Genomic DNA, 7,715 nt, shown 5'->3' on the forward strand with positions numbered 1-7,715 from the left:
TCCTGCTACATCAGTTGGTTAAGTTAATTGGAAACGCACTGGAATGCGCACTTGGTGTGCCATACCAACGCCGTCGATTTGTTTGGGTAAAAATTGCCAGCGTTTAACCGCCTGGAGTGCGGCACGGTCCAATAAAGGAAAGCCACTGCTGCGGACCAGCGAAATACGTTCTGCGTTACCAGAGGCACTGAGTTCGACTTCAATAATGGCTGTTCCCTCCTGCTTGCGCTGACGTGCGGCGGCGGGATAAACCGGGGGCTCAGGGGGGCGCCGAAAGCGTGGTGCTGCATCATGGCTGTTTGTGGTTTGGCTGAGTATTGGCTGGGATGAACCACTTGGCTTGGTCGCAGCTGACGGTGTGTTTATTGCGGGTTCGGTAGCGGCTGGTTTGGCAGATGCTGCTTTGGCCGCAATTGAGGGACTTGCAGAGTCGCTGGAAGGTGCGGCAGGTCTTGCTCTGTTTTTTGTGATTACTCCCTCATTGACGGTGATGTCAGCCTTTTCTTTTGCCGCGCTTTCCTGCTTGGCTATTGAGCGAACCGGTTCTGCAACCGATTTGCTCTGCTCGGTTTTCTTTGCCAGCGGTGGGGCACTTTCTGCCACAGATTTATTCACCAGCGGCATCTGCGCGGTGGTGTCTAACGGTGTGCTGGCGGGCAAGTTCGTCAGTTTGACTCTTAAGCTGTAAGCCGGTGCGGGGGTTAATGTCAGCGCCTCCGCATGGCTACGCGCAACGGGGGAGGCCGACAGTAACAGCGCCAGATGAGCACTGAAACAGACAGTGCTGATAACTAGCAAGCGCTTTTGCTCGGCGTTAAGAGTAACAAGCAACATGATGATGTCTCTGCATTTCATCTGACCAACAATTAGCACGGACTATATCTTATCTCTCTTAATAAGATCAAATGAAAATCATTTGCATTCGCATTATCATTTAAGGTAGGATTTCGGCCCAAGGTTGAGTGATTAACTCACTCATTTACTCCGTTGGTATTTTGATTCCGACGTTTTTTATAAGGACATCATCATGGCGCAATATTGGCCCAAGTCCCGTTCTGCTGGTGCCTATAAGCAGAAGCGTTCAACCAGACACCATGCCGTGCGGTGGTGTTTGCTGTCATCGCTGGCTTTTCCTGCGTTGACATCAGCTGAGAATTTACGGCCGTCGGAATCAGCCAGTGACCTGGATGAAGTGGTGGTGACAGCAACCCGTGAACGTAAAGCGTTATCACAGGAAACACGCTCGGTGGCGGTGGTTGATCGTGCGCAGATCACCCGCCAGCAAGCCAGTAGTGTGGCTGAAGTCTTGCAACATATCCCGAATGTCGATGTCACTGGCGGGCCGCGTGCCAATGCCCAGTCCCCGGTGATCCGTGGGTTGGATGGCAATCGTATTTTGCAGGTCATTGATGGTGTACGCCAAAATACCCAGTCGGGTCATCGCAACAGCTATCTGATGGACCCCGAACTGCTGGCCAGCATTGAAGTGATTAAAGGGCCTGGTGGATCGTTATGGGGGAGTGGGGCGCTTGGCGGTGTGGTGGCACAACGCACATTATCAGCGGCTGATTTACTCACTGACAATCCCTTTGGTGGTTACCTGAAGCAGGGTTATGCCGGGGCAAATAATGAAACTAAAACCAGTGCAGGTGTGTATGGTTTGCTGGGGGATTCCGTTGACTTCTTGCTGAATGGTTATTATGCCGATGCCGCTAATTTAAGGCTGGGCAACGGCCAGCATCTGAGTGATTCAGCCTACCGCAATCAAGGGGGCATGGTGAAAGTCGGCTGGCAGTTTGATGAGGCGCAACGGGTGGAGTTGATCGCCCGTCAGGCAGAAAATAATCAGACGGCCCCCAGCAATCCGGCAGAAAATGTCAGTTCCTCAGTCCCCCTGATCAATCAGCACAGCCGTGATCGCAATGTTACGCTGGATTATCACCTTAACCCGCAGGGCAATGACTGGCTGGATGCCCGCCTTACCGCCTACATCAACCAGACCCGTTTCGATGAGTGGCGTATCCGTCAGCAACAGCATGATGCGGTAGATTATCAGACGGTGGGGTTTAATCTCAGCAATCATAGCCATATTGAGCGTGCTGCTTTTACTTATGGTGTCGATTTTTACCAAGATCGCTCCACAGGGGAACGTGAAGGGAAAAACCGCCCATTACCGCCAGATGGCCGCAGCCAAGTAACCGGTGCTTATTGGCAGGCCGATTTGCCATTGGCGCAACACTGGAACTTGTTACCGGGCGTTCGTTACGATCATTATACCACCCGTGATAACAGCATTGCCGACAGCCAACGAACCGAACAACGCTTATCTCCCTCAGTGGGATTACGCTGGCAGGCCAGTGACTGGTTGGTGCTGAGCTCCCGTTACGATGAAGCATTTCGTGCGCCATCAATGGAAGAAATGTATACCCGAGGCACGCATTTCTGCATGGGGCCGATGGGGTGTAACAGTTTCCTGCCTAATCCTGATTTACGCCCAGAAACCGCTAAAAACAGCAGTATCACGGCCCAGATGACCTTCGATGATTTGCTCGGTCATGACTCGCTGACCTTTGATGCCACTTATTTCCATAATCGGGTCAGTAACTATATTGATCAGCAGGTTAATCGCACCACCACCCAATACGTCAATGTGAGCAATGCCCGCTTGCAAGGGGTTGAACTTGCAACACGTTATCGTTGGCAAGCACTGGAAACAGCCTTGAGCTATGCGCAAACCGAGGGGAAAGACCGGCAGAGTGGTCAGGCCCTGCAAAATATTCCCGCTCGTAAATGGGTCGCAGATGTGGGCTATCACTGGTTCCACGACAGCCTGAAAACCGGTGCCACGCTACGCCACTATCAAACTCAAGATGATCTACCTGCCAACGTCACGGAACAGTATCCCGGTTATACCCTGGTTGACCTCTATACGACTTGGCATCCACAGCAAGCGGCATTGAAAGATGTTCAACTTGATTTTGCCGTCGATAACCTGACCGACCGCTATTATCGCCCCGCTTTTAGCCAGCTTTATGCCGCAGGGCGCAATGTCAAAGTGAGCCTGAAATACTCATTCTGATGGTAAGTATTTCAAGCAGGATGTCCCGATGCGCGGGTATTAGGCCGCGCAAAATAATTATTTTATGCCTTGTTATACCCAAAATAATTCGAGTTGCTTGTAGGCAGCAAGCGATGGAGTCCCCAGGAGCATAGCTAACTATGTGACTGGGGTGACAGAGTGTAGCTAACACCCAAGCAGCTTGAAGTATGAAGAGTATATGGAGAATGGCGATGACTGTTATATCAACTGAATCGATATCTAACCCTGAGTTAACTGTTCAGTTAGCCAATCTAAGTGCTGATGAGTTGGGAAAAACCACCCAAGAGTTGGCACAGCGCTTTGCCGTGACGGAATATCAGTTAGTGGCGGCCTTACCGGCAACGCTCGTCACTTTCCTGGCGGGCTCGCAGGCCCAGCCATTGCTAGAGCAGCTTGCTGAATGGGGCCCATTGACGACGATTGTGATGGCGGGTGACAGCATTTTTGAATTTAAAGGAGCCTTTCCCCCGGGGAAAATGGGCTATGGCTATTACAACCTCGCTAGCCCTGAACCGGAAGGATTACATGGGCATTTACGGTTATCGTCAATCACGCATATCGCGTTGCTGGATAAACCATTCCGTGGGCAGGCCAGTTACAGCATGTTGTTCTTTGCTGCTGATGGCCGTTGCCAATTTAAGATTTACTTGGGGCGTGATACGCAACGTCGCCTGTTCCCGGCACAGATAGACCGCTTTAATACCTTACGTCAGCAATGGGCGATGGCTTGATCACTCATTGTTTTGTTCTTATTTCACTGCTTATTTCGTAGCCAATTAATACTGAAGGATATCCACCATGACTACCCCTCGTCAGGAACGCTTGCAAACCCGTTTAGCGCCAGAAATTCAGCAATTTCGTCAAGACTGCCAATGTGTACTGTTGGCAACGGTGGACACGGCAGGTAGGCCGAATGTCAGTTATGCGCCTTTTGTGCTGGTGGATGGCCATTATTATGTGCTTATTTCAGAAATTGCCCGCCATGCGCGTAATTTGCAGCAAGTACCACGGGCATCAATGATGATGATCGCTGATGAAGCTGAAAGTCGTGAAATTTTTGCCCGTCAGCGTTTAACGTTTGATGTCACGGCTGACATAGTGGCGCGGGATGGTGCGCAGTGGCCGATCGTGGTCAGCGCTCTCAAGCAGCGTCATGGGGAACGGATTGTGGACTTAGCCCAAATGACCGACTTTATTTTATTCCGCTTGCACCCGGAACAAGGGTTATATGTCAAAGGATTTGGTCAGGCATTTCAGGTGAGCGGTGATGACCACATCGATATGGTGCATTTGCAAGATGGCCATAAAATGACCTCTGAGCCAGCATAAAGGTTATGTCTGCCAGTAGTCGCCGTGTTTAATGTAAGTGTGTCCCCAGACAGGGTTGAGCGACTGACTCTGGGGCTGCACTTTGCCAGAATTCACCCACAATTTAGCCAGAGTAAAACCAGCAACGCGCCACCAATAACCCTGAAACTCACGTGACACCGCCAGAAGCGTTATTTTTGATAGCCGAAGTCTAAATACCTGCGCCAAATAGTAGATCACTGAAGGGAACTCAATCCGGTTTGAGCGATCTGATCAATCGCCAAACATCACAAACCCTCACAACCGGACTGAGTTATGCCGATCATAGCACCAATATCCGATGCAGAAAAATCTCTGATGCGAAAAATCATCCATAGAACAGACGACAAGAACCACGCTCGCAGACTGACCGCTATGTTGATGCTTCACCGTGGTGACACGGTTAGCGATGTTGCCAAGTCGCTTTGTTGCGCGCGGTCATCGTTGGGTGCTGGGTTAATTGGTTTACGCTTTACGGTCTGGAAGGATTGAAATCATTACCTCCAGGGCGTGGACGACGCTGGCCGTTTAGAGCATATTTGTTCGCTGTTACGTCAACTGTTTAAGCATTCACCAAGCGATTTTGGTTATCAGCGTTCTCGGTGGAGCACAGAGTTGTTAGCAATAAAAATCAATGAGATAACAGGCTGCAATTTGCACGCTTCGACGGTTCGTCGCTGGCTCCCTCCGCGGGGTTGGTCTGGCGAAGAGCTGCACCAATACTGCGTATTCGAGACCCACATAAAGAAGAGAAAATGGCCGTTATCGCCAAGGCTCTTGCCCAGTGCAGCGCTGAACATCCTGTATTTTACGAGGATGAAGTGGATATCCATCTCAACCCCAAAATAGGGGCTGACTGGCAACTTAGGTCAACCTCAGGCTGTTACAGGGACGGTAACCGTTTTATCATTAATGCTTGCTAACTCAGTGAAACGTATTTTCTTTAAAGCTGTATTACGTTAACTGACAGCTAAGGCATTGTTATATTAAAATCAACACTGTCGGTCGATGATCTGGGTAAGTTTATTCGCCAGCACTACGCTGGTTTTCAGGGACCTTCGTGCCTCTTCAGCCACAGATTCAACCTATCTCACGCTTTTCCACACAACGAATCACTGATCGTGTGCCATGAATGACTAAAGTACTCCTAAATTAATTCTGTCAGTAAAAGTATGACACCAGCTACGTCAAGGAAAAGCGTCCATCACATCACAACAATATGTGTCGTTTGCATATTTCCGAAAGTTGGTAAAATTTCACTAAGCATGTTACCCTTGGAGACTAGAATTAGACCAAATGATAACTGTGGTTGAAAAATGCCTGCAAATGATGAAATAAAAATAAAAAATGCAACAGAAATAAAACTAATGAGAAACGCAGGGTATCTTACCTCTAAAGTTCTTCAAGCAGTACGAGATATTATAATTCCCGGAGTTACTACTCTAGAGATTGACCGATTTTGTCATGACTATATTGTTAACACACTGCAAGCTATTCCTGGTAGTTTAGGGCAGTATGATTATCCTCACACAGTAAATACTTCTGTCAATCATGTTGTGTGCCATGGATGGCCTTCAGAAAAGAAACTGAATAAAGGCGATATAGTAAATGTAGATGTCACTGTTAAAAAAGACGGATATTATGGTGACAGTTCCGTTACTTATTTGGTGGGAGAGGTTCCTTTTCACGCTAAACGCCTCGTTGATATTACACAGCAGTGCCTTTACAAAGCGATATCTATTATTAAGCCCGGAGTCACTTTAGGTGATGTGGGACATGCTATTCAAAAACATGCAGAGTTCAATGGCTATTCTGTGGTTAGGGAGTATTGCGGCCATGGTATTGGTCGTGCAATGCATGAGTCACCCCAAGTTCTTCATTACGGTGAGGCTGGTAAAGGTATTATTCTAAAAGAGGGAATGATTTTTACTATTGAGCCTATGATAAACCAAGGGAAAGCTCCAATCAAAGTATTAGGTGATGGTTGGACTGTTGTAACCAAAGATCGGCGTCTTTCTGCTCAATTTGAACACACAGTGTTAGTTACTCGCGATAGCTTTGAAGTGTTGACGTTAAGAGATGAGGAAAAATCTGAATTTAATGCATTTATTCGTTCAGTAATCATGGGCAGAGGTGTATAAACTGATCACATGGATAAGAGTGCTCAACAGCTTATCAGTCGCTGTTTAAACAGGATCATTTATGGGGCAGTATGAGAGGGAAAGCTTCTTTCATTAATTCACTGAAAGAGTGAATATATCCACGACGAACAGTTTAGCGGTCGGAAAGTGATGAAAATAGTGATATTTGATTATATTGAACGCGATTATAATCGTTGACGCCGTCACAGTGCCTGTAGTGGCCTCAGCCCAGAACAGTTTGAAAACTAAAATCTCGTTTAGGTATATACCCAGTTAACTTGAAGATGTATTTTCCAGCATCTGAAAGTTATTATTAATACGACGAGTCAATGTTCCTGCGATTGCAGGCATTGTATGACCAAAAAATTTATTTATTGCGGCCCTGAAGGCTTTTGCAGTGGCGAAGTAACGATTATTTCTTACCTCTTCGTTCTTCACCTTCCATAGCCGTTCTATTGGGTTCAGATTCGGGCTGTAAGGCTGTAAGGCTGTAAGGCTGTAAGGCTGTAAGGCTGTAAGGCTGCAAGTAATGAAGTTCAATATTCATCACATACGCCCACTCTTTCACTAAATAGCTGTTCCAAATAGTAGATCACCAGGAGGGAACTCAGTCCGATTTAAGCGATCTGATCAATCGCTGAATATCCCAAACCACCAACCGGGCTGAGTTATGCCGATCATAGCACCAATATCCGATGCAGAAAAATCTCCGATGCGAAAAATCATCCATAGAACAGACGACAAGAACCACGCTCGCAGACTGACCGCTATGTTGATGCTTCACCGTGGTGACACGGTTAGCGATGTTGCCAAGTCGCTTTGTTGCGCGCGGTCATCGTTGGGTGCTGGGTTAATTGGTTTACGCTTTACGGTCTGGAAGGATTGAAATCATTACCTCCAGGGCGTGGACGACGCTGGCCGTTTAGAGCATATTTGTTCGCTGTTACGTCAACTGTTTAAGCATTCACCAAGCGATTTTGGTTATCAGCGTTCTCGGTGGAGCACAGAGTTGTTAGCAATAAAAATCAATGAGATAACAGGCTGCAATTTGCACGCTTCGACGGTTCGTCGCTGGCTCCCTCCGCGGGGTTGGTCTGGCGAAGAGCTGCACCAATACTGCGTATTCG

At 48.0% G+C, this 7,715-nt stretch carries 5 protein-coding genes and 4 pseudogenes; 7 read left to right on the plus strand and 2 right to left on the minus strand.

The genetic code is table 11. From position 1 onward, the window contains the following. Window positions 1–18 precede the first annotated feature (18 nt). Window positions 19–834, minus strand: a complete 816-nt coding sequence (locus AC2A06_RS01585) for an energy transducer TonB (protein WP_484379131.1) — start codon at window positions 832–834, stop codon at window positions 19–21. A gap of 193 nt (window positions 835–1,027) precedes the next feature. Between AC2A06_RS01585 and AC2A06_RS01590 the strand changes: the two genes are divergently transcribed. From AC2A06_RS01590 to AC2A06_RS01615, 6 genes and pseudogenes are all read left to right on the plus strand, one after another. Further along, window positions 1,028–3,079, plus strand: coding sequence for a TonB-dependent hemoglobin/transferrin/lactoferrin family receptor (locus tag AC2A06_RS01590; protein WP_484379132.1), 2,052 nt, complete (start codon window positions 1,028–1,030; stop codon window positions 3,077–3,079). Between the two features lie 212 nt (window positions 3,080–3,291). Further along, window positions 3,292–3,831, plus strand: coding sequence for a heme utilization cystosolic carrier protein HutX (gene hutX, locus AC2A06_RS01595; RefSeq protein WP_484379133.1), 540 nt, complete (start codon window positions 3,292–3,294; stop codon window positions 3,829–3,831). Window positions 3,832–3,898: 67 nt separating this feature from the next. After that, window positions 3,899–4,429, plus strand: a complete 531-nt coding sequence (hutZ, locus tag AC2A06_RS01600) for a heme utilization protein HutZ (RefSeq protein WP_023490648.1) — start codon at window positions 3,899–3,901, stop codon at window positions 4,427–4,429. A gap of 294 nt (window positions 4,430–4,723) precedes the next feature. After that, a pseudogene (locus tag AC2A06_RS01605) lies at window positions 4,724–5,316 on the plus strand (IS630 family transposase); the annotation flags it as partial. A 447-nt stretch (window positions 5,317–5,763) separates the two neighbouring features. After that, window positions 5,764–6,588 (plus strand): type I methionyl aminopeptidase, encoded by an 825-nt coding sequence (gene map, locus AC2A06_RS01610; RefSeq protein WP_484379134.1) that lies wholly within the window; start codon window positions 5,764–5,766, stop codon window positions 6,586–6,588. A gap of 20 nt (window positions 6,589–6,608) precedes the next feature. Continuing rightward, a pseudogene (locus AC2A06_RS01615) lies at window positions 6,609–6,783 on the plus strand (IS3 family transposase); the annotation flags it as partial. A gap of 78 nt (window positions 6,784–6,861) precedes the next feature. Here the strand turns inward: AC2A06_RS01615 and AC2A06_RS01620 are convergent. Then, window positions 6,862–7,165 (minus strand): annotated as a pseudogene (locus AC2A06_RS01620) (transposase); the annotation flags it as partial. Window positions 7,166–7,258: 93 nt separating this feature from the next. On the opposite strand from AC2A06_RS01620, the pseudogene AC2A06_RS01625 reads away from it, so the two are divergent. Next, window positions 7,259–7,715, plus strand: a pseudogene (locus AC2A06_RS01625) (helix-turn-helix domain-containing protein); the annotation flags it as partial.

The sequence above is a fragment of the Serratia sp. HNCC26DJ244 genome (genome assembly GCF_057180565.1).

What these genes read in the sequence shown, in the direction of transcription:
- AC2A06_RS01585 (WP_484379131.1), bottom strand. Translation starts at nt 834, where the DNA reads ATGTTGCTTGTTACTCTTAACGCCGAGCAAAAGCGCTTGCTAGTTATC.
- AC2A06_RS01590 (WP_484379132.1), top strand. Translation starts at nt 1,028, where the DNA reads ATGGCGCAATATTGGCCCAAGTCCCGTTCTGCTGGTGCCTATAAGCAG.
- hutX (WP_484379133.1), top strand. Translation starts at nt 3,292, where the DNA reads ATGACTGTTATATCAACTGAATCGATATCTAACCCTGAGTTAACTGTT.
- hutZ (WP_023490648.1), top strand. Translation starts at nt 3,899, where the DNA reads ATGACTACCCCTCGTCAGGAACGCTTGCAAACCCGTTTAGCGCCAGAA.
- map (WP_484379134.1), top strand. Translation starts at nt 5,764, where the DNA reads ATGCCTGCAAATGATGAAATAAAAATAAAAAATGCAACAGAAATAAAA.